Annotated in this window: 17 protein-coding genes and 1 tRNA gene; 3 read left to right on the plus strand and 15 right to left on the minus strand. The window is 42.4% G+C overall.

Annotated features, from left to right (window positions below):
• The first annotated feature begins 333 nt into the window (after positions 1-333).
• Positions 334-531 (plus strand): LysE family transporter, encoded by a 198-nt coding sequence (locus AK823_RS14265; protein WP_265732895.1) that lies wholly within the window; start codon positions 334-336, stop codon positions 529-531.
• A gap of 613 nt (positions 532-1,144) precedes the next feature.
• Here the strand turns inward: AK823_RS14265 and AK823_RS10695 are convergent.
• Together AK823_RS10695 and AK823_RS10700 are read right to left on the minus strand one after the other, a co-directional pair.
• Entirely contained in the window at positions 1,145-1,894 is a 750-nt protein-coding gene (locus AK823_RS10695; protein ID WP_068329123.1) for an MBL fold metallo-hydrolase, read from the minus strand.
• Between the two features lie 184 nt (positions 1,895-2,078).
• Positions 2,079-2,234: a DUF305 domain-containing protein gene (locus AK823_RS10700; RefSeq protein ID WP_228138852.1), complete on the minus strand. Its 156-nt coding sequence runs from the start codon at positions 2,232-2,234 to the stop codon at positions 2,079-2,081.
• Between the two features lie 195 nt (positions 2,235-2,429).
• On the opposite strand from AK823_RS10700, the gene AK823_RS10705 reads away from it, so the two are divergent.
• Entirely contained in the window at positions 2,430-2,657 is a 228-nt protein-coding gene (locus AK823_RS10705) for a helix-turn-helix transcriptional regulator (RefSeq protein WP_068329127.1), read from the plus strand.
• A gap of 229 nt (positions 2,658-2,886) precedes the next feature.
• Here AK823_RS10705 and AK823_RS10710 read toward each other — a convergent pair.
• The 8 genes from AK823_RS10710 to epmB form a co-directional block, all read right to left on the minus strand.
• A tRNA-Val gene (locus AK823_RS10710) sits at positions 2,887-2,963 on the minus strand.
• Positions 2,964-3,129: 166 nt separating this feature from the next.
• Positions 3,130-5,382 carry a DUF3488 and transglutaminase-like domain-containing protein gene (locus AK823_RS10715; protein WP_068329130.1) on the minus strand — a complete coding sequence of 751 codons (2,253 nt, stop codon included), beginning with the start codon at positions 5,380-5,382 and terminating at the stop codon, positions 3,130-3,132.
• A complete protein-coding gene (locus tag AK823_RS10720; protein WP_227514061.1) occupies positions 5,379-6,467 on the minus strand; it encodes a hypothetical protein in 1,089 nt (362 codons plus the stop codon). The genes AK823_RS10715 and AK823_RS10720 overlap by 4 nt, the downstream gene beginning before the upstream one ends.
• A 58-nt stretch (positions 6,468-6,525) precedes the next feature.
• A complete protein-coding gene (locus tag AK823_RS10725; RefSeq protein WP_082785706.1) occupies positions 6,526-7,566 on the minus strand; it encodes an AAA family ATPase in 1,041 nt (346 codons plus the stop codon).
• A 183-nt stretch (positions 7,567-7,749) separates the two neighbouring features.
• Positions 7,750-8,295 (minus strand): c-type cytochrome, encoded by a 546-nt coding sequence (locus AK823_RS10730; RefSeq protein WP_082785707.1) that lies wholly within the window; start codon positions 8,293-8,295, stop codon positions 7,750-7,752.
• 222 nt (positions 8,296-8,517) lie between these two features.
• Positions 8,518-10,602 (minus strand): EAL domain-containing protein, encoded by a 2,085-nt coding sequence (locus AK823_RS10735; RefSeq protein WP_068329133.1) that lies wholly within the window; start codon positions 10,600-10,602, stop codon positions 8,518-8,520.
• Between the two features lie 217 nt (positions 10,603-10,819).
• The gene (locus AK823_RS10740; protein ID WP_068329136.1) at positions 10,820-12,604 is read right to left on the minus strand and encodes a hypothetical protein; all 1,785 of its coding nucleotides are present in this window, start codon (positions 12,602-12,604) and stop codon (positions 10,820-10,822) included.
• A 127-nt stretch (positions 12,605-12,731) separates the two neighbouring features.
• Positions 12,732-13,739 (minus strand): EF-P beta-lysylation protein EpmB, encoded by a 1,008-nt coding sequence (gene epmB / locus AK823_RS10745; RefSeq protein ID WP_068329139.1) that lies wholly within the window; start codon positions 13,737-13,739, stop codon positions 12,732-12,734.
• Between the two features lie 243 nt (positions 13,740-13,982).
• Here epmB and efp point away from each other — a divergent pair, with 243 nt between their 5' ends.
• Entirely contained in the window at positions 13,983-14,555 is a 573-nt protein-coding gene (efp, locus tag AK823_RS10750; protein WP_068037394.1) for an elongation factor P, read from the plus strand.
• 89 nt (positions 14,556-14,644) lie between these two features.
• Here the strand turns inward: efp and AK823_RS10755 are convergent, their stop codons facing one another.
• The 5 genes from AK823_RS10755 to gspD form a co-directional block, all read right to left on the minus strand.
• Positions 14,645-16,414, minus strand: a complete 1,770-nt coding sequence (locus AK823_RS10755; RefSeq protein WP_228138853.1) for a GAF domain-containing hybrid sensor histidine kinase/response regulator — start codon at positions 16,412-16,414, stop codon at positions 14,645-14,647.
• 31 nt (positions 16,415-16,445) lie between these two features.
• Positions 16,446-17,345, minus strand: a complete 900-nt coding sequence (locus tag AK823_RS10760) for a tRNA threonylcarbamoyladenosine dehydratase (RefSeq protein WP_082785708.1) — start codon at positions 17,343-17,345, stop codon at positions 16,446-16,448.
• A gap of 82 nt (positions 17,346-17,427) precedes the next feature.
• The gene (locus tag AK823_RS10765) at positions 17,428-18,441 is read right to left on the minus strand and encodes a TatD family hydrolase (RefSeq protein ID WP_068329145.1); all 1,014 of its coding nucleotides are present in this window, start codon (positions 18,439-18,441) and stop codon (positions 17,428-17,430) included.
• A gap of 193 nt (positions 18,442-18,634) precedes the next feature.
• The gene (locus AK823_RS10770; protein ID WP_068037401.1) at positions 18,635-18,829 is read right to left on the minus strand and encodes a hypothetical protein; all 195 of its coding nucleotides are present in this window, start codon (positions 18,827-18,829) and stop codon (positions 18,635-18,637) included.
• Positions 18,830-18,919: 90 nt separating this feature from the next.
• Positions 18,920-21,190: a type II secretion system secretin GspD gene (gene gspD / locus AK823_RS10775; protein ID WP_227514063.1), complete on the minus strand. Its 2,271-nt coding sequence runs from the start codon at positions 21,188-21,190 to the stop codon at positions 18,920-18,922.
• Between the last annotated feature and the right edge of the window lie 72 nt (positions 21,191-21,262).

Here is a 21,262-nt window from a genome sequence, read left to right on the forward strand (position 1 = left end):
GTTAGGCAAACAAATCTGACGAAATTGATTTAATAATACATCAATAACAAAAGTATTATGGCCTCAGCCGTTATTGGTTTGTATCTCTATCGTTATTGGTTTGTTGAAAGATCCAAGTAATCTATAATATTCTGGGTGTCTAACGCCATCGAAAGAAAGTGTTACCTATGTTTGGTATTGAGAACTATGTAGGACTTATCGTGGCTGCCATTTTGTTAACCTAATTCTAGACACAGATAGTATGTATCTCATCACACGTAGTATTTCACAAGGCAGGAAAGCTGGATTTTATTCTTTTTTGGGCATTAATCAGGCATTTTAGTACATACTTTATTGGCTTCGCTAGGTTTACCAGTATTACTAGCCAAATCCCCAACGGCATTTATGCTAGTGAAATATATCTGCGCAAGTCACTTATGTTATCTAAGCTTTAAGATGATAACGAGCAAAAAGGAGTCTTTAATAGCAAACAGCTTGCAGGAAGATAGAAATTGCGCAAACCTCAGTTTCAAGTCTTTAAAGGCTTGTTAAATATACAAGCAAGGTGTATTAACCAATGTTTTCATTCCAAAAGCTTAAGAAAAAATCTATTATTTAAAACTGTTTTAAGTAAAATAAGTGGGATTGTATTCCTTGCGTTAGGCATTAAATTAATGGCTAAAAGGGCTTAAAAAAATATGCTTAAGTCGTAAAACCCTAGGTATTAACAATATTTCCTGTCATATTTTGTGTTCTTCTAATGAAATTTTATTTTTGAGAGTGTACCCCAAAGGAATCAGTCTGCTGCATCTGTAAATACATTTATAGACTACTCAGAATAGACCGTTATCATGGAATCACTTGTATTAGACTGTTGAGCTAATGATGTGTATTAGAGCTTATTTGAGCAAGTCTACTAAAGATTAATCAATGGACTCTGCCGTTAGGTTGCCTGATTAAAAAATCCTAAGTTAATATCTACGAATTTGATAGCAAGGGTCAATAATTATAGGTTTCTATTTTTTTAACTATTGATTTTGATAATTAATATGTATGCTTAAAAAATATCTTGACTATATTCCTCTCCCATTTCAATCTAAACTATCAAAAGTACGTGTAGCATAGGTTGAGAGTGAAAACATCGAATCCCTTGAAATCAGGAATATTATCCTTGAACGCTCTGCATCATCTGGCGACAGTAAGTGGCTAAATTTTCTGGTAAATCCTCTGGGCAGACACCGCACTGCTGGTTGCCAGGGACAGCATAGTCAATGAATTTTGGATACGATAGATTTAGGTTGCTCATGATGACCTTGAATTCTTCGAGTGTTATGTCCCCGCCAAGCCGTGGATTGCGCTTTTTTTCCTGAGCGATTGAAGATACAAAGCGCTCCTTATAGTCGTGCGCAGGATAGACCAGCGTGTCGTCTGGCAAAGAAAAAAGTTTCTGCCGCACAGATTTATACAGTGCATCGGCATCGCCGTTCTGGAAGTCGGTCCGACCACATCCATCGATAAGTAAAGCATCACCAGTGAACACCCGCTCATTATAGAGATACGCAAAATGCCCATCAGTGTGTCCCGGCGTATGCAATGGATGCAAGGTAATACCAGCAACCTGTAAAGGTTTTCCTTCTTCCAGCCCGACATCTACACACGGTAGACGGTCAAAGGCAGGTGCTGCAATCTTGCTACCGACAGCACGCTTCATTTCTAATGCTGCAGTAATATGGTCTGCATGAATATGCGTGTCAACTGTGTAAACCAAATCCAGCCCCAATCTATGGATTTCAGCCAAGTCACGATCCATGGTCGCTATGACCGGATCAATCAGGATAGCCTGACCTGTATCCTCGTCCCCTAGCAGATAGGTATAAGTGCTAGAAAGGGGTTCGTACAATTGACGAAATATCATGATTATTCCTTATCTGATGTGGTGGATGATGCCCAACATACTGCTGATTGTACCCATGTTTTATATATTATGTTCTAACATAGTATATATAAAGCGTCATTCTGTATGAGTTTTAGATAAAACTACCAAACTAAATTAGTTGATTGACACTTTATAACTTTATATTATCTACAAACATCATTGTTTATTCTAGCTCTTCGATAAGAGCTTGCATCTTAGCGATTTCACGTTTTTGCGCTTTAATAATATCGTCAGCGAGCTGTTGTACTCGTGGGTCTTCGATATCTGCTCTTGAGCTGGTCAAAATGGCAATCGAGTGATGCTGTATCATCGCTTCCATCCAATCGACTTGATCAACAGTTGCTTGAGTGAGCTATACAGGCATCGAACTGCAAGTGTTAGATATGAATTTAATGACTAGGAAATCGACAGCATGGGTCATCACCATCGAGCTGTCTGATTAAAATCGCCCATGTTAGTTTCTACAATTTATTCATCATAGCTCACTTTTTATAACTTTAATTGGAGTTTTAGAATGCTAGTTAATCATCTTCCAACATTATTAGCTGAAAGAAGACCAAAAGTAGCGGATGCAGTTAGAGCGACAGGTATAAGTAAAACCACTTTGCACAAAATTTATAACGATCAATCTACAAGAATTGATTTCGATACTATAGATAAGCTATGCAAATATTTAGAAGTAGAAGTTGGAGATATTTTTGAATATGTAGAAGAAAGTGAATCAGAAAATATTGAGAAATAGACTTGAAGTTGAAAATTGAGGTAGAGGTCAAAAAGAAGGTTTATGTTTTAGTAATTTTTGAGGGCTGGTCACGTTTTGGTCACCGTTTGGTCACCGTCGCTTTTCTGGCTAATTTATAGCTAATTAAACAACCTTGATTATAGAGTGCCGCAAGCAAAGATTTTCCACTACAGCCCATATATTACAGGCATAAAAAAAGTCCCAATCATAAGATTGGGACTTTCGAATTTGGTAGGCATAAGCAGATTCGAACTGCTGACCTCTACCATGTCAAGGTAGCGCTCTAACCAACTGAGCTATACGCCTATTTAGGTTGAGCATTTTAGCAAGTTTTCGAGACTTTGCAAGTGTTTTCTATCTAAACTAGAAGTTATTATTCAAATAGACGTGATTTAACAGCTTGAACAACCTGATTATATAGTGAAAACCGTAATAAGCAATTATGATGGACAACCTTAACCAAGCTAAATACTTACAACAACCTACATACGTTTTCCTTAAGTTGTTTGAGTGCGCGCTGATATTTAGCATTACTCGCATCGAGCGTACTCAGTCGCCCATAGCGTAGTTGTCGGTAGTCTTGTTTAATGTTATCGATATGCTGTCGAGTGAATGTTAGGTTGTCTGCCATTAATATGTTATCAGGCGCTGCTAGACTATCCGCTAGCCGATCAAGCCACGCTAATTGTCCTTCACTCTCATCACGAGCGAGTAACTTATCGTTTTTACTAATTCGTTTAGACAATTTAGCCAACGGTAAATCTGCCGGATGCCAACGCTTACGTCGACGTTGCCATATTATCAGCACCAACACTGATATGACCACGATGGCACTGGCCGTTAACCAAACGATTTGTTGCATAAACGAGCTGATATTGAACCACTTTAGTAGCGAGCCTGCTTGCTTATCTTGATCGTAGCCAACAACATCTTTTTGCCAATAATAGCTGGCTTGGTCAGACAAACGTCTGAGTGTTTGCAGCATCTGATACTGCTGGTAGCTAATCTGCGCGCCAGCACCATCGCCAAACAATGCCGCTCCTTGCGTTTGAGTTAATACGTCCATCCCTTGTTCAACACGCTCTGGCGCGACGAATGCAGTCGGGTCAACGCGTACCCACCCCTGACCGTCAAGCCATACTTCAGTCCATGCGTGAGCATCCATCTGCCGTACTTCCCACACGTTGCCACCGCGACTCAGCTCACCGCCTTGATAGCCAGCCACGACTCGCGCTGGAACGCCAGCCGCACGCATCATAAAAGTAAAACTTGAAGAATAATGCTCACAGAACCCTGCTTTGGTATCAAATAAAAACTCATCGATACGGTTATCATTTAGCCGTGGCGGCGATAACGTATAACGAAATTCCGTTTGATTAATCCAGCGCTCAAGCGCTTGCATATAGCGCACAGGATCAGAGCCTGATTGCGCAAACAGCTGCTGAGCAAGTGCACGCGCTTGCGGATTGCCATCGTTAGGTAGAGCCAAGTTAATACGACGAGAGGACTTATCAAGCACAGGGTCAATACGCATGGGCGCAAAACGTAGGACGTTATAACGTAGCTGCTGGGTAACAGGTAAGTCTTTTGATAAGGTAAATTCCGAGGTAACACTGACGTCTGTACGCTGGGTAAATGGATAATCGAGTCCAAATAGCCAGTTTTGTTGAGTTGGCTCCAAGATAACTTCATAGTTATTGGGTGCAAGCTGTACTTCATCAGGAACGGTGGCAAGTGCTTGTTCAATCCATACAGGAATTTGCTTTGTAGGCTGCCACTGCTGCTGCGTGCTAAGATTAGGTCGCCATGTCACACCATCAAAGTCACTAAATACCAAACCACGCCAGTACAGCTCATGTTGTGGTGGAGTTTCATCCGCAAACTCAACTCTAAAAGCAAGCGCGGTTGATTGACTTAGATTAGCGAAGTCACCAGGTGACATACTATCAGAGACGCCAGTTGTCGCCTGCTGCCCTGATAGTTGCACTGACCATAATGGCGGTAGCCGTGGAAAGAATAAAAACAGCACCACTAATAACGGTAGTGCCCCTACTCCTAATATGCCAAGTGTACGCAGGCGTCCATCACCGCGTATATTGCCATCATCATTAAGCGCAATAAATGCTAGCAAGATGACAATCGTACCTATGATGACCTCTAAAGTAGTGACTAATCCTTGATTCATCAAAAATAGCGCAGCAAGCACAAACAGTGATAAATTTAACACTACATAAGCATCACGGCGCTTATACAACTCCCAAAGCTTACTAATCAAGCACAGTACTAAAAATGCCACACCCATATCCAGACCAAAGCTTGTGTTATAAGTCAGCCACAAGCCTACCAGTCCTAATAAAAACCCAAGCATTTGCATGCTTTGATACATGCGCTTGAGATGGCGCAGTTGCTTAAACCTCTGTTTAAACTTAGCTTTGATATAAGGCAGTTGGGCAATGATAGTGATTAAAGCAAAGACCATTAACCATAGTGGCAGATGAGCAGCATGGGGAAGGATTACGATAACCTGAGTCAGCAATACCCAATAATAAGCCGGTAGCGCTAGCAATTTGCTATACCATTTTCTGTTTGGGTTATAGCTGTTATTAGCAGTATTTCCCAATGCTAGATTTTCAAAACTTGCAGGCGAGGTTACCGCTGCAAAAGCAGATGAGTTCGGCAAAGATATGTTAGAAGAAGGGTTGCGTGTGCGCTTAGAATCAATCATGACGACTGTGCCAACCGAAGCAAACACACTTGCGCAAATGCCTCGCCATGTCCAATCGCTGACTCTGTATGGCTCTCGTTAGGCAATTGCATGGTAAAGGGCACTCCAAGGCTGCCAAGCGTAATTGCGCCATGAGCCAGTTGCGCAAGCTTTTGTTCATGATGGGCAGCTGGCATATCGGCATAATCTAAAACCTGCTCTACTCCGACTGGATCAGCGAAATGCTTAGTAAGCATCCCCTGACCACGTGCCACATGCGCCCACGAGACTCTTGCTAGTGATTCGCCTTCGATGTAACTATCAAGACGCTCAAAATCATCTTGGCCTTGGATATGTTGACTATACTGTCCACCCGTCGGCAAGTCATCTAAGCTTGCAGTCACATACTGCGTCTGCCAGTCAAAAGCCGATGGCTTTGGATAGACCCAAGCAGTGCGCGCAAAATAAACGTATGACCATGCGCGCATAATACCAAGCGGATAAACCGTACTGACTGTTAATCTAGGAAGCTCAAGCTGACCGCGTTTATAGGTAATAATAGGCAGACGAATAATTTGCTCACCTTGTACGCGCGGTAGCAGTACCTGCAGCTTGGGATCGTTATTAAGTAATTTACGGCTACGCTTGCTGTTGCGCTTATGGTCATGTTCGTTATTTTCTTGCTTATCCAACTGATGTTGCTCAAACCTAAACATCAATTGTCGTCTTGGTTGGCGACTCTCACTACGCACTTGCAGGGTCACCCAAACTGGCGCCCCTACTTCTGCCATAGTTACTTCCAGCAATTGAACTTGCAGGCCAGATATGTGCAAAAAGGTCATATGAAAGCTAATCAGCCATATACTAATAAGGTAAAAACAAAGCCCCAAAACCAAGTTATTGCCATAGTTGATACCAGCAATAAAGGTAATCATCAATAGTACAGCGAAAAGTAGCCCTTCACGTCGGAAGAAAATATAGACATTACGCAAGTTGAGAGTAGCACTATCACTCTTGGGAGCACGCTTAGCAAACCAGCGTGCCATTGCTCGTTTGATTGGCTGGGTCAGGGTACGTGGTGATAAGGTGCGCGGTAATACAGTCATAGCTGCCTTGTCATTATGGTTAGCACTTAAATAACTTTGCTTTCGTCCAAATTATTATTTAAACAATTACCGTTACTTCATTGATAATCCGCTGAGCAATGGTCTGTGGTGCTTGCCCACCAACGACATGCGATGGCACAAAGCGCTGACCTAACCTGTGGTCTGTAACAGCAGTAAATACTGCTTGAATATCCTCTGGTGATACCTCTTGATGACCTGACACATACGCATGAGCTTGTGCTGCGCGCTGCAGTGACAATACACCTCGCGGTGATAGCCCATGATACTCTTGGCTAATTCGGGTCTTTGCGACCAGACGCTGTAGATAATCCAGTACCACATCCGCGACATATACTTGTTGAACGCCTTGGCGTGCAAGCAGCACAGCATCCGTAGCAAGCATCGCATCTAAACTTGCGAGTAGCTCTCGACGATCTTGACCTCGGAGCAATGCGCGCTCTGCTGTTGGCGAAGGATAACCAAGCGACAAGCACATCAAGAATCGATCCAATTGTGACTCAGGCAGCGGATACGCACCCGCTTGCTGCATTGGGTTTTGGGTAGCAATGACGAAGAATGGCTGGGGTAAGCGATAGGTCTGGCCATCTTGGGTTACTTGGTGCTCTTCCATTGCTTCAAGTAAGGCACTTTGAGTTTTTGGGCTGGAGCGGTTAATTTCATCGGCAAGTAGTAGCTGAGTAAAGATAGGCCCTTTACGGAACTCAAAACTCTGCGTAGTTTGGTTATAGATACTCATACCCAAGATATCTGCTGGCAGCATATCGTTGGTAAATTGCACACGATTAAATGATAGGCCAAGTAGCTGCGCTAAACCTTGTGCTAACGTCGTCTTGCCCATTCCCGGTAAATCTTGTAGCAGCAAATGCCCACCTGCCAGCACACAGCTAAGTGCAAGCTTAACCACTTGCGTCTTATCGAGCACCACTTGATTGAGCTGTACAAGCAATTGCGCCACTTGGCGTTGATTGGCTAAATAATCGGCAGTAGTATTGTTTGAATGCTCTAAACCAGAGTCTGACTCTAACTGAGATACCGTATTTTTATGAGATGATAAATCGTAAGCATGGCTTTGGTGCATAATAAACTACCAACTTGATTAGAGCATGCTTGAATATTTACAGATAGACTCTGTCAGAGTTATGGTCAATATCAAATACACCCTATTATAATAAGGTTAAAAAGAGCAATCAAAAAGCGCTCTAATGGAAATACGTAATATTAATTATAATAAAGATTAGGTAGAGTTATTAAAGGTTTGATATCAGAAGCTTGCGGCTGGCTTGTTGTCCTCACCTGCTGGTATCTCGACGGCCTCATTGTTCATCTGCGTATGCTTAGCCTTTACCACTTGATTCCCATCGCTATCGACAGTAGGAGCGGCCATGCGTAAAGTAGACAGATAAGCGATAACATCGGCACGCTCATCGGCATCTGGCATCGGGTCTGACAACATCTTTGAATCTGGCATTGCTTTTTGAGCATCTGCAATATAAGGATCTAATGTTTCGGCATCCCATAGCCAGCCTGAGCTTGTTAGTGCTGCACCATAGTCATAGTCTTCTAAGTTGGCAGCAGGCGCACCGTATATATTCATCAGTTGCGGGCCTTTTTTATTACTTCCCGGGTTTAACTGATGGCACTGGCCGCAAGCCTCTTCATAGATGATAGCGCCATTATCAGCATCCCCTTCGCTATACACTGGTAAGGTTACAGGATCTCGATAATCAGGTGGCGTACGCTCACAAGCAGCGAGCGAAAACGTTGCAATTAATATACCACCGAGTGCAATATTGACGTTAATAGGCATATTTATATATTCTTTAGATTTATTGATTGAGGGGGCTTTATAAGCGTGTGAGGATGATAGCAGACGTGTAGCGATAATGCAGAAATGTTGGTACGCTCTGAGATGCTGAGCGTACGCTGTTAAATTACATCGAAACTTAATAGCTAATTTTTATGATCTAGAGGGTTTCTGCTCTTTAGACAGTTTCTCTTTAAATACCATTTTTCTTAAACAACGATCTTCTTAAACAACGTTCATCGTTTTATTTGGCATCTCTAAATAATAGCCTTGCAAGTAACGCGCACCGACACTCCATGACACTGACATCGTAGCGGCCTCTTCAATATAAGGCATCAACACATCAATATTAAGCTCATTAGTGCGAACAATCAGAGATTTAATGGCATCCAAATTATCAGGTTTACTGATCTCATTGACATATTCACGAGCCAAGCGTGTCATATCAGGCTGCACGAATTCAGCAATTTCAATTGATTTTGCCGAGGTGCCAAAGTTATGAATACCTACTTGACAACTAATATCGCTCAGAGCTGCAAACTGAGATTTGGCAATCGTAAGGTGATTGGCCACATCTTGCTCATTAAACTGCAGTGTTAAGGCTCCTGATACGCCGCCCACTGCTTTAATTAGCTGACTGGCCACACTAGGCAGTTTTTTATCTATCAATGAGGCACTGGTCAACTGGACTAAGATGCGCGCTTCGGGGTGAGTCTTGCGCACCTCATTTAACTGTTTACAAGCATTGATCAATATCCAGCGGTCTATTTTTTCGCGCAAATGGTGTGTTTTTGCAACTGTCATAAATTTGTCAGGTGTCAACACAGTATTATCAGCGTCGGCTAATGGCAGGCGCAGATAAACTTCAAAAAAGTCACTGCGATCTTGATTGATATCATAAATTGGCTGGAAGAAAAGCTCAAAGCGGTTGTGAGTGATGGCGCTTACTAAGTACTCGGCTAAAGCACTATCATCACTGTTCGCATGCTCACTTGGATCATACAGATGATAAGCATTACCGTGGTTTGCAGTCTCAATTCTAATATGATTAATCGCATCAATAGCACGCTCGAGCAATATTTGCGGCTCGGCAGCGTTAGTGTCCATTTTGACAATACCAATACTGACTGTTGTATTAGTCGTGCGTTCATCAACTTCAATGAGCATATCACTGATATGCTGACGAACACTCTCAGCGAGCTCGATAAGTGCCTGAGACGATAAACCTTCAACTAGAACGGTAAATGCCGTATCACTAAAGCGGCTAATATGACCATCTGCTACTGTCTGCTCCAGCATACGAGCCACTTGCTGAACGGTGGCATCTACTCCTTGCAAACCTAAGCTACTACTGATTTTACCAATATTATCTAGCTGTATATATAATAAGCCTGCACTCACCTTACCTTCTAGCACTGATTGGTGTAAAGCCTCAAAACGTTCTTCAAAGCCGCGACGGTTATTAAGTCCTGTTAGGCTATCTTGGCGTTCAGCTACTGCTAAACGTTTAGCAATCTCAGCACTGTTATTATTATTTTGCTGAATGATAATTTGGGTAACTGGCTCACCATCCAAGGTAGCTGCTGCTAACTGTAGCTTGGCCTCAAAAGTGCTACCGTCCATACGCTTACTTTCAAAATTGAATTCAACTTGCTCTCGATTACCTTTATCGAACTGACGTAAAAACTCTTTAAAGCCTTTAACGTTGTCTTTTCCTGCGATAAAATCAATGACTGGCAAACCGATAATATCATCCATCGATTCAAAATTGAATAATTGTAGATAAGGGTCATTGGCAAAGATATGGATCCCTTGATCAATGTAGGCAACGGCACTTTTAGAGTTCTTAATCAAAATATTGGCACGCTGCTCTGCTTCAGAGAGTACATAGCGCAAGGTATTCAGCTGTCGCAGACTACGTAAGTTAGCATGTTGCAGGCAGATGGCCATTACCACTTGCACTTCTTTTTCTGCTAACAGTGCCTTTACCATCACCCCATCAATGACTGCTGGCAAACCATCATCGTTGCGGCCAGTGCCTGCCATCTCATCACTCATAAGCCCAATTATAGGCAAATCAAGGTTTTGTTCCTGCACAATACCGACCACATCAGTGAAGCTCAAATCATAGGCACGCCCAAACACTAAAACATCCCACTGGTGGCGCAGTGACTTTAGCAGCTCTTCTTTATCGTCTAGGAATCCTAAATTAACCTCATCATAATAAGCAGATAATAAACTGACTAAACGCTCAGCATATAGCTGATCTTCGTCTATAACCAACAGATTTAAGATAGATTTGGTTCGCATAATAGGCCTTTTTATTCTTATAATCGTGATTATAGTATACTATATTACAATAACACTTAAGCAATACTTAACTAACGAATAGTGCCAGCTAGTTAACTACTATTAACCACAATTTATAAATTATGATTTAAAATAACCGACTCTCCAGTTACTTACAATCAAAAATTACTCGCAATCAAATTTGCGTAAAAATGTGGATTGTATCAGCCTTACTCAATTAAATCTGTATCACTTTATACTGACTAAACTCATCACTATTGATTAAACATTGCTGCAAACAAAGCGTCTTTTGTTTGTCATCAATGCGCAGCATGACTTTATCATTAGATTGAAAGTGATAAGGAGGGACTATGATAGTAAATTCTGTTTGCAATTCTTTATCACCAGCGATCATAAAAGCTGGTACAAAGCATTGGCTACGGTGGTCTCTAATATCTAATCGCAGGGCACAAGCTGTCAATGCATGCCCAAATACCTGCCACTCTACTTCAATGTACCTATTTTCAAAATTGAGCCAGCGTACCATACCCATTGACCACTTCAATTTGCTACTATTATTTGGATGGTGTAACAATAACAAACTCATTAGGCCTAGTGGTGGCGGAGCCGTATTAAGCTTATCAGTAGTATGAATATTGACATCTGTTACGATAGTTTTATTTAAATGAGAAGACGGTTTTTCTACCCTTTCATCTATTGCTGTTTGAAGTTGTGTTAGGTCTTCTGTAGGCAATAAATGCAATGTTCTAAATTGCGATATGGTATCCGCATGATCAAAAGTCTCAACGTTAAGTATGACGTTTACAATGTCTTTTTTGGGCTGCGTATCATAGCGTGGCAATTGCTCAGTTGGTAACTCTGGGGCAGCAATCATATTCATCAAGCTATGCGCACCTGCTACCTCATAATGAATATTGTTAAAACTCCTAATGATAGTAGCGCGCTGCTTTGAATGATATTTGGTCGGCATTACCATTTGTCGCTCGACATAACGATGATTAATCGCCATCAACATTTTATTGACTAACTGATATTCAATCGCTGCATTATTACTATCAAGTAAGGCCTGCTTGCGCTGATGTAGATATGCTGTCAATGGCTCAAGGTCGATAAACAAGCAACGATGATGCTCTTCGTAAGGGTTGATAGCTGAGTTGGCAGTAAGGTATTCAGGTGGGTTGTCACTTTGCAGATCCACAAAAATACGTGTCTCAGTCTGCGGCTCAATAGTAGCATGGACATGAGTTGACCATAAGGGTAGTAAACGTTGAGTTAACAACATATTGGGACGACGCATGGCACGGACATTCAATAAACTATGCAAGCAAATCTGTACATATAAGTCGTGAATGCTAAGCGCATGATTTGTAACTACCTGCGTGCTTAGATTAGTGTGAGCTACATTTACCTCACAAGCTAAGTGATACAACTCATTGAATGCTGCCCATAGATATGGCCGTGGCTGTTGGTAGGATATATTTTGCTCATACAATAACTTTTGATAGGTTATTAGCGATTGATAAATAGTGGCCGCTAAAATGAGCGGTGAGGTTTTTGCTAAAGTTAGAAAACGTCTCCAACCATGTCCTGACGTTGTGCTTTGCTGGTCATTCAACGCTAAGCTCTTACGTTGTATAACATTGTCATAAGCCAAGATAGTCAAATAATATAACGATTCAACTTGAGCAATATATGCCAGCTGCTCGTTGTTGAATGCACCCAACTCATAGTTATAGTGTTTATGCAGTGAGGTAATTAAGCGATCCGAGGCACAGGAGACAATACTCAAAAGCTTAAGTCGCAGTTTATCATCTAAGTCTGCAACAGCCAGCTCAGTCAATATCTGCTCAAGCTGCATTGCCTGCTGAGCCTCAGTCTGTGTTGGTAAGCTCGCTGCCCACTTAAGCAGTTGCTGCTCTTGTCCATTAACATAGTTATGCGAAGGCTGTTTTAGTGGTGCTTTATGTGATAAATAATTCTGAAAGTCTGACAGCGTTATCATAAGCCCTCTTTAGCAAAACATTTAAGTTCAGGTTAGCAGTTGACACATCCATTGTTTTCTTAGCACACCACAGAGCATTACTAATGTTTAGCAAAATATACTAACACAACTTACTATGTTGAATACCTTAACTGCCTTTGTAAATATCAATCGGTACTTTAAATGGTCTATTCGGCAATTCTTGTACCAGTTTGGGTACCAGATACCCAGGAAGTGCCGCTAATAATAACCAATATAAGCTAATAGCCCACCGCTCATCGTTATCAAAATGCGCAGCTCCCGCCACTTTATCTAACACATGCAAATAATAAGGCAAAACGCCCGCGTCGAATAAACGCTGACTGAGCGCTGTTTGAGTCATTACGCTATCATTAATACCCTTTAGTAAGACTGCTTGATTTATTAGCACGACTCCAGCAACCCGCGCTCGCTGCAAATACTCAGCGGTATTGGTATCAATCTCATTAGCATGGTTGCAGTGAATGACCATGACAATGTTGCAACGACTTTGGCTAAGACGATCTAACAACGCATTGTCCAAGCGCTCAGGAATCACCAATGGTAAGCGCGTATGCAAACGAATAGTCGTCAGTTGCGGTATCGCCTCTAAAGTATCAAGCCATGCAAACAGCCGCCGATTAGAGACACTGAGTGGATCGCCGCCACTCAAGATTACCTCATTCACTTCGGGATGCTCGGTAATATATGATGTGATGGCCAAATGTTCAGCCGAGGTTGGCATATTAGCGTTATAATCGAAATGCTGACGAAAGCAATAACGACAATGAATTGCGCAAGCGCCTGTGACTGTTAATAGCACCCTTGACTGGTACTTATGCAGCAACCCTTTGATTGGGTTTTGATCGTTTTCAGCCAACGGATCAGCGACGTAACCCGTCACCGTAATTTGTTCTTGCTTATCTGGCAAGACCTGTTTTAATAACGGATCATTGGCATCGCCAGCAGTCATCTTAGCAACAAAGGCACGCGGGACACGCAGATGAAAGTGCGCTGGTATATAAATCTGGGCTTTTAGCGTCTCAAGATTGAGTACGGTAAGCAACTCATCCACTGAAGTAATCGCTTCGGATAATTGTGTTTGCCAGTTTTTTTGTGTGATTAAATGGTTTATCATGACAACCTAATGCGTGTGCCTAAAAACCGACATTATACGCTGTAAGTCAGCGCGCTATCAAAGCATGCCTATCAAACATAATGGTTTATGCCTATCTACCTTTGCCTTTAACAGACTTCGGCCAGTTATGATAGGTATTTAAGCACAGATATCATCATGTCAGGTTTGGTGGCGCACCGATAATTAATCATTAACTTAGTAGCAATCTATCAATATAATTACCGCAACCTTTAGGAGTCTCTTGTGGCAAGTTTTTCTACCAACGAATTTAAAGCCGGTTTAAAAGTCATGCTTGATGGCAATCCTTATGCCATTGTCGAAAATGAGTTTGTTAAGCCAGGTAAAGGTCAAGCCTTCAACCGTGTCAAAATGCGTAATCTGCGCAGTGGCAGAATGCTTGAGCAAACCTTTAAATCAGGTGACAGCTTAGAAGCTGCTGACGTGATAGATACTGAAATGAACTATCTGTATAACGACGGTGAATTTTGGCACTTTATGCATCCTGAAAGCTTTGAGCAGTTACAAGCGGACAAAACAGCGATAGGTAATGCAGCACAATGGTTAAAAGAAAATAGTAACGCACTATGTGTGATTACTTTATTCAATGGCGTGCCATTAACTATTACTCCGCCAAATTTCGTCGAATTACAGATTACTGAAACAGATCCTGGAGTACGCGGTGACACATCTGGTGGTGGTGGTAAGCCTGCCACTCTAGAAACTGGCGCAGTTGTGCGTGTACCACTATTTGTACAACAAGGCGAAATAGTCCGTGTCGATACGCGCACGAGCGACTATCAGACTCGTGTTGGTTAACAAAGTTAGACCCATAAAAAAGCTCAACTATCGTAACGATGGTTGAGCTTTTTTTGGTCTTTGTAATAACTATTTGTAATAACTGAAGGTCAAGATAATGCTTTAAGCCTACCGTCATTGGCTTGTTTTTTTGTGGCTTGTTGATGCATGAGCCAGTATTGTACCAGCGCATTAAGTTGCTCTTTTTTGAAAGGTTTGGTGCAGTAGTCTTGCATACCAACTTTCAGATACTTTTCGCGTTCACCATCCATTGCGTTTGCAGTCAGTGCAATAATAGGTGGTAACGACTTTGGATCATAAATCTCGTGCAGCTTAATCGTTGCTTGCATCCCATCCATAATCGGCATGTGATGATCCATTAGTATCACGTCAAAACGCTGCGGATGTGCTGAGAACTTATCGATAGCTTTTTGACCATCAGTGACATGCGTTACCTTGTGTCCGCTATCACATAGGGCTTTTTTAGCAATCATTGCATTAACGTTATCATCTTCAACTAGTAATATATGTCCCGAATACTGTGAGTCAGGCTCAACATCTATAGTATCCGAGAGCTGCCAATCATCATATTCTGTTTGATCTATAGTTGCTAGTGGCAACAATACTTTAAATGTAGTGCCTTCTCCCACTACACTGTTTGCCCAAATATGACCCCCCATCAAATTAACTAAAGATTTGCATACAGACAAGCCAAGACCCGTACCACCATATAAGCGATGGGTAGACTTGTCTGCTTGGTTATAAGCATCAAATATGGCATCCAATGATTCGGGCTTGATACCGACACCTGTATCTGTAACATCAATACAGACAGTCATGTCATGGCAGATTATCTTATCAGTTTTTAAACCTAGACTGCTGCATCCACCCTCACTACAATGCGGCGCATGGGTGACATTAATACTGACACGCCCACCTTCACGAGTGAACTTAATCGCATTATTAACAAGGTTTGCCAAAATCTGTTTAAGGCGTACCGGATCGCCCTGTATGTAAGGCGATAACTCCTCATTATAATTATAATCAAGTGTTAATCCGCGCTGACGAGCTCTAACTGCAAACAAACTCATAATCTCATCACATAGTACCGATAAATCCATGGGTACAGCATCAATAGTCATCTTACCCGACTCAACTTTCGATAAGTCTAAAATTCCATTGATAATCGCAAGTAAATGCTCAGTTGATACCTTTATATTATCTACATAATCTTTTTGCTCGGCATCTAGGTCAGTATCATCGAGCATCTCGACCATACCAATAATACCATTCATAGGTGTCCGTATCTCATGGCTCATATTGGCCAAAAATTCAGACTTCATTTTATTGGCATGTTTGGCACGATGTTGGTTTTTTTGTAGTTGTAACGCGTCTGCTGCCATATCAGCGAACTGCATTAGCAGTCTCGCCTTGTCGTCATTAAACTCATGATTGGGTTTGATATCGAATAAACAAAGTGAGCCCAAATGATAAGTCTTATTATCTTCTTTTAGAATGATCGGTGCACCCGCGTAAAAACGTAGCTTAGGATCTTCTGTCACTAATGGATTACCAGCGAAACGCTTATCAAGCAACAAATCTGGCACGATAAAAACATTATCAGATAACACGGTATAATTACAGATTGACACTCCACGCTTAGTTGTGCGCAAGCTACCAAATCCATGTGGGGATTTTAGATACTGTACATGCTCGTCCATAAAAGTGATGGCAACCATAGGCACATCAAAAAATAGTTTCACAAGCTCAGTTAAGCGCGAAAATGCGGGCTCATTACAAGTATTAAGCACGTCGTATTCATGCAGCTTAGCAACACGTAAATGCTCATCTAATGCTAGCGGATAGGTATGAATCGACAAAGCTGTCTCCAAATTAGTAGGAAGTAATGGGTTAAGCGTTAACTTGCTTGGTCAACATCTGTAACGCTTCACTGACCATAATCATTGCCACCACAGACGTTACAGCGACTGCAGAGCCATAGCCTCCGCATTGTAATCCGCCTGCCTGACAGCTTTTGTCTACACGCGGCGGTTCAGTTGAGTACACACATCTGATACCGAATTTATCTTTTAAGGCACTATTAATACCTTTCTCATGACGCAGTTTGTTACGTAGACGTGCTAACAATGGATCTTGATAACTGTCTTTTAAGTCACTGACTGTAATTTGAGATGGGTCTATCTTACCCCCTGCTCCACCTGCACAAACGAGTTTTAGTTTGTTAAAACGGCAGTGTAGTGCAATAGCGAGCTTGGCACTCATATCATCGACACAGTCTAAAATGACAATAGGTCTATGCTCGGCAGCGGCAGTTTTTGCTTCATGGCGACTGGGTAATAATTCGACGACATTATCAACAGTTAAAAAATCATCTACCAAATGCAAAGTGAGTTTTGGGTTAATTTCATGCAACCGCGCACCCATCGCTGCTATTTTACTTTGACCAAAAGTACTATCGAGCGCAGGCAGCTGCCGATTGACATTGGAGGCTACCAATACATCTAAGTCGATTAAAGTAATGTTGCCTACTGCGGTACGCGCTAACGCTTCAGCAGCCCAAGAGCCAACGCCACCAACGCCAATAATGTAAACATGTGCAGCAGCAAAGATATCGAATGCAGCTGTACCATATAATGTCTGCGTCCCTTGAAAGCGCCGCTCGTATTGCTGGTCTACAGATGCTACGTTACTTACTGTATTAGTTGCTGCATTTAATGTGCCATGTTCTGAAGCCCCATCAGTAGTGTCCAGTTGTACATCGGTTTGCTTGGGTTGCGGTGGTTGATTCATAACGAATTAGAAGCTCTTGTGATTGGTGACATCATAGTTAATAGTGTTTTATGCTTAATTTTGACTTATGCTTAATTGCATACTATGTGGGATAAGACCAAGAAGTTTGCAAGGCATCGCAACTATTTTGCCACAATTGATGGGCAAGCTCTGCTGGCTCTACGTTGAGCAATTCACTAAGACTCGTCAGCACCCATGGTAAATTGGCAGGTATATTGCGGTTGTGTCCGTCAGCGCCTTGCCATTCATTATCTGGACTTTGTCCCGATGCTAAGCGACTGTCTGATTGGCTAGTTAGTTGATCGTCATCTGATGTCTGACACATGATCGGCGTCATATCAGGACAGTCGGTTTCAATGACCAAACATTCTAATCCGTAGCTATCAACGGCAGCTTTGATGGCGCGGCGCAGCTTTTTGGCGTTTTGGTTGGTAATTTGTCCAGTAACACCAAGCTTAAAGCCCAACTTAACAAACGCTTTCGCCTCTTGCTCACCGCCGCTAAAGCTGTGAGCAATACCGCCTAGCTTATGCGCATTGTAATCATGTGCTTTGATGATGGCCAACGCTTCGGCATGCGCTTTACGGATATGCAGCATCACAGGTAGCTTGTGCGTTACCGCTATATCTAGCTGCGCCTCAAAGAAGCGTTTCTGCTTGGCAAAAGCTTCAGGCTGTTTCATCGCATCGGTGTAGGTATCCAATCCTATTTCACCAATTGCCAGCGGGCGCTGTTCTTGGATCATCTGCGCCATACTAGTGAGATGCGCATCAGTATGCTGTTCGATATAAAAAGGATGTAGACCAAGCGCAATATGCGCTTTAGGGTATAAGTTTGCACAATTAGCTTTGTCCATGCTCTCAAACAAAGGCATTTGTTCGATTGCCTGCTGAGTCTCATACAGTCGAGGAAAATGTTGATGTAGATAACCGACCAACATTAAATGACGAACACCGTGCACATAAGCTTGCTGCGTCTGTGGTTGTCTATCGCTATCAAAGACTGGCGCATCAAAATGAGTATGGGTATCGATAAGAGGATAGACAGCAGGTAATGGGAAGTGGTTTGAAATTGAAGTTGGGTCTGTACGAGTCATAATCCGCCTTGATAATAAGTTCTTTATAGTCGGTTAATGAATGATTTATGAATGAGTAGTTAGTTGATTATGATGATAGAAAATTTTCGGTTTTTAAGTGATTAATAGCTTTGTATCAACACATTAATGCATTGATATAAAGCTATTAGGGCGTGTCCTCATTTTGATAACATAAAAGCGGTTTCTTAACGGTTTACTTTTTCTTACCGAATTCGTTATCTTGAGAGTCTTTAGCTTTAGAACCTTTAGATTGGTGCTTTTTAGTTTTTGAGTCGTCTGCTCTAGATTCCTCATTAGCATTGAGAGTTGCTTGCCAGCTGCTACGTCTTGGTAGCAATAGTAAGGCCGTTCCGACAATACCCAATGTCAGCCACTTTTTTTTATTCATCCACTTAACTCCCAATTACTGTCGCTGTTTTTACTATTGTCTCGCGTACGTTAAAAGCAAAGTTTAATGACAAATTCGGAAGTCTACCACTTAGCGCTTTAGCGGATAAGTAGTAATTCCTGTACTTGGACTATCGACCTTTGTAAACCCTTGCGTTGCAGGTTTTGGCTTTTGATCTCGCTTAGGTACAAGCGGGTTCAGTGGCATCAACTCATAGTCGGCATCAACCTTACCATCCCATCCTTCAGTGCCACTCAATGGCAGCTGCTTAATCGTACCGTTCTTATCTATAACCAATTGCAATACACGCATCTGATTAAATTTACGCTCCGTGACACTAGCGACTGCGCCACCATCGCGTAGGATAGTTGGTTGTAAGAATATAATTAAGTTACTCTTTTGGGTATTGTCACTATCAGATCGGAACAGTCGACCAATAATAGGTATGTTACCTAGACCAGGGACTCTTTGTTGACTGGTCGTCGTGTTATCACGCATCAAACCGCCAAGCGCAATAGTCTGTTGGTCGTCTGCTAAAATAGTAGTATTAATAAGGCTTTTATTAGTAGTTAACCCGCTGGCATTGCCGACGCTACTTGGTACCACTGAAGACACCTCTTGCGAAACTTCTAAACGTACCGTGCCGTTATCACCAATGTGGGGAATGACATTAAGATTAATACCGATATCTTGGCGCTCAATAGTCTGAAATGGGTTGTCAGAAGAGCTACCACTAGTGGTATAAGAGCCAGTCACAAAAGGTACGTTTTGACCGACTAAAATGCTGGCTTTTTCGTTGTCTAACGTCAAAATTGATGGCATGGATAATAAGTTAGCACTAGTAGAAGAGTCGAGTGCTTGCAAAATAGCCCCATAAAATTGCGTATTTCCATTGCGGTCTGTACTACTATCACCAATGCCAAGTAACGCCCCAGCGATAGAGCCAGCTGCAGAGCTGATACCTGATGCGCCGCCGGACAGCACTGCACCGGCAAGTGATGCTGCACTGACTCCAGCATTATTGAAGTTAACTACCCCATAGCCGCTGTTGGCATTGCCCAGTGCCCACTGCACCCCAAGCTGGGTCGCATCATCGCCTGAGACTTCAACGATAGCAGCTTGAATGAGGACTTGTGCACGGCGGTTATCCAGCTGATTGACAGCAGCTTCAATCTCAAACATCAGCTCTGGTGCAGCATTAACGATAATTGAGTTTTGAGTCTCATCAGCGATAATGCTGAACGGGCGGCCGCCAGTGCTTGTACCTGATCCACCTGAGCTAGTCGCAGATGCTGCCGATGAGTTATTACCACCCGTTAAACTGTTACCATTTGACGTATCACCAGTATTACTATTTAACGCACCACTCGTGCCTGTGCTACTAGCATCGTTGAGTGAGGCTGATTCCAAAGTTGAAGTTGCACCAGCACTATTAATAGACTGATTGGCAAGTAAGCCGCGTAGCATCTCTGCGATATGTCCGGCGCTCGCATACTTTAAGCGAAAGACTCGTAAACCGCTTAGCCGACGCGAGGGCGTAGTATCAAGCTGATTGACCATTTCTTGCACTTTAGCAATCATCTCAGGACTACCTTTAACCAGTAGCCTATCACTGGAAGTATCAGCAATAACTTTAAGCTGATTACCTCCTTGCGCCTGCCCTGCACCTGTACTTAAAACCAGCGCGCTAATGAGGTCCATCATACGCTCGGCATCTACATGACGCAGCGGTATGACCTGTAAACTATCATTAACATTATTATCTAAATCACGAATAAGCGTGGTTAATTGGTTCAAACTATCAGCACGATCAGACAGTACCAGTGCGTTTACTCCAGGCACAGCAGCAGCATGTGCAGATTGTGGCATTAGTGGACGAATAACGCCCAATACCTCCGCTGCTTGCGTATTGGTCAAATAAATAACGCGAGTTGCTAGCGCTTCACCGACACTATCACCGCGCAAATCGACGGCAACACCGGACTGCTTAGCGACATTGTCAGGGACTAGTTTAATCGTCGTTCCTGAATCAATCGCTGCAATACCATTGACCTGCATCACACTCAAAAACAGCTGATAAATCTCATCACGAGATAAAGCTTTGTTGGAGATAACGGTCACATTGCCATTAATACGTGGATCAAGGACAAAGTTTTGGTCGGTAATCGTTGCCACTTCATTGATGAAAGCCTTGATATCCGCGTCTTGCAGATTCACCTTCCAGCTTTCGGCACTGGCAAACCCAAACGTTGCTGCCCATAGCGGCAGTGCTAAACACAATGGCCGACATATATACAGCAAACGCTGCAATGAATGGCGTAAAGGTGTTACTGAAAATTTATGAAAACTTATCATGGTCATAATTACCCATTGTGATATCACTCAGTCTAAACTGAAACGTTGCTAAGATAGCGCTAACAATATTGTCATTTG

Origin of the sequence: Psychrobacter sp. P2G3 (assembly GCF_001593285.1) — a bacterium.
In the GTDB taxonomy this organism is placed as follows: domain Bacteria; phylum Pseudomonadota; class Gammaproteobacteria; order Pseudomonadales; family Moraxellaceae; genus Psychrobacter.